At 31.7% G+C, this 1,321-nt stretch carries 1 protein-coding gene; it reads right to left on the reverse strand.

All coding sequences use genetic code 11. The features are described from left to right. Nucleotides 1-645: 645 nt before the first annotated feature. Nucleotides 646-954 (reverse strand): hypothetical protein, encoded by a 309-nt coding sequence (locus V7083_RS13855; protein ID WP_335478708.1) that lies wholly within the window; start codon nucleotides 952-954, stop codon nucleotides 646-648. Nucleotides 955-1,321: the final 367 nt, after the last annotated feature.

Below are 1,321 nucleotides of genomic sequence, written 5' to 3' on the forward strand. Positions count from 1 at the left end.
CTAATAAACAAAGTTTCCTTTAATTTTAGTGCAATTATCAACATTAAATTTTACCAGAGCCTTTCATTTTGTACAGGCCAGATGTAGATGGTGTACTTAAACGATCAAAGTAGGTTAGGTAAAAAAAGAATCACGACAAAGTTGGAATAATAAGTAATAAAAGTTCATATAACAGGGGGCTAAGATGGCAAATCAAGTTAGAAAGAAAATGGTAGGTTGGATAATAGGCTTAGGTATACCATTGTTGGCAGGAGTTATTTATTATTTCATTTTGCTATCGCTATATGTATAAGCAGAAGATTAATACTACTTCCCAGTCCCCCGGAATGCTGAATTAATCCAGGAAAATAAAATAGGGAAAAGTTATGATTGGTCCGCAGCATCAGAGGAAAATGGTATACCTATTGGATAAGAATTAGTCCTAAAAATCAATGGATGGGAAAAGAAAGATATGGTGCGTCAGTTTTATATACAAAAGAAAATAAAAAAATAGATTTAATATGTTCAACTATGCATCTAAACAGCCTTAAATGGAATTAATATTAGAAAAGTCTTTTTTAACAGGGGCTTATGTTAAAAAAGGGATGGGCAGCAATCCCAAAGTCTTATTGTGTGCTAACGAGCAGGATAGTTACATTCATCCTTTTATTGTAGACCTTGTAACTCCCAAGGGAATTTACCAGTTTTTCTATCCACTATTCTCATCACTTCAGCAATGTCTTGCTTAGTTACATTTGCCATGTCAATGATTTCTTCGTCACTTCTTTTCTTAACATACTTCATGTGACGAATAATTCGATAACGTTCATGTATAGTCCCTTTATAAAGTGCTTTCTTGTGTGTATATTCTAAGAACGGTTGGCACCACTTTCTACAAGTCTGCTCTTCTTCTTTTTTCAGTCCCATTGTGAATGTAAGGGAAATAACTAGAAAGAAAAACAATATTCTTTTCATTTGGTAATCACCTCACATTTTATAGTAACCAGAAGATATGGAATAATGAATGAAATCCATTAAAACCTAATGGTATTTTTCTTGAATATGATATTACAAAAAAGGCTTAGAGTTGAAAGAACTCTAAGTCTTTTTGACAGTGAAGTTACTGTGATTTACCGTTTTCACCTCACAAGTAAGCCCGGTACTATTGTAGACGTCCGTTTTTTTAATCAAATGAAGTAATACTATCATAATGAACAAAAAGAAATATATAAGGAACTCCGTTTTTCGAAAAAATCTTTAATTGAATTAGTATTTAAAAAATGAGATGTTATTCATGGTTAATTATTAATATTTAGTGAAAATGGAAACTAGTCTATAGGAT

The sequence above is a fragment of the Bacillus sp. JJ1764 genome (assembly GCF_036962145.1).
In the GTDB taxonomy this organism is placed as follows: Bacteria; Bacillota; Bacilli; order Bacillales; family Cytobacillaceae; genus Neobacillus.

What these genes read in the sequence shown, in the direction of transcription:
- V7083_RS13855 (WP_335478708.1), bottom strand. Translation starts at nt 954, where the DNA reads ATGAAAAGAATATTGTTTTTCTTTCTAGTTATTTCCCTTACATTCACA.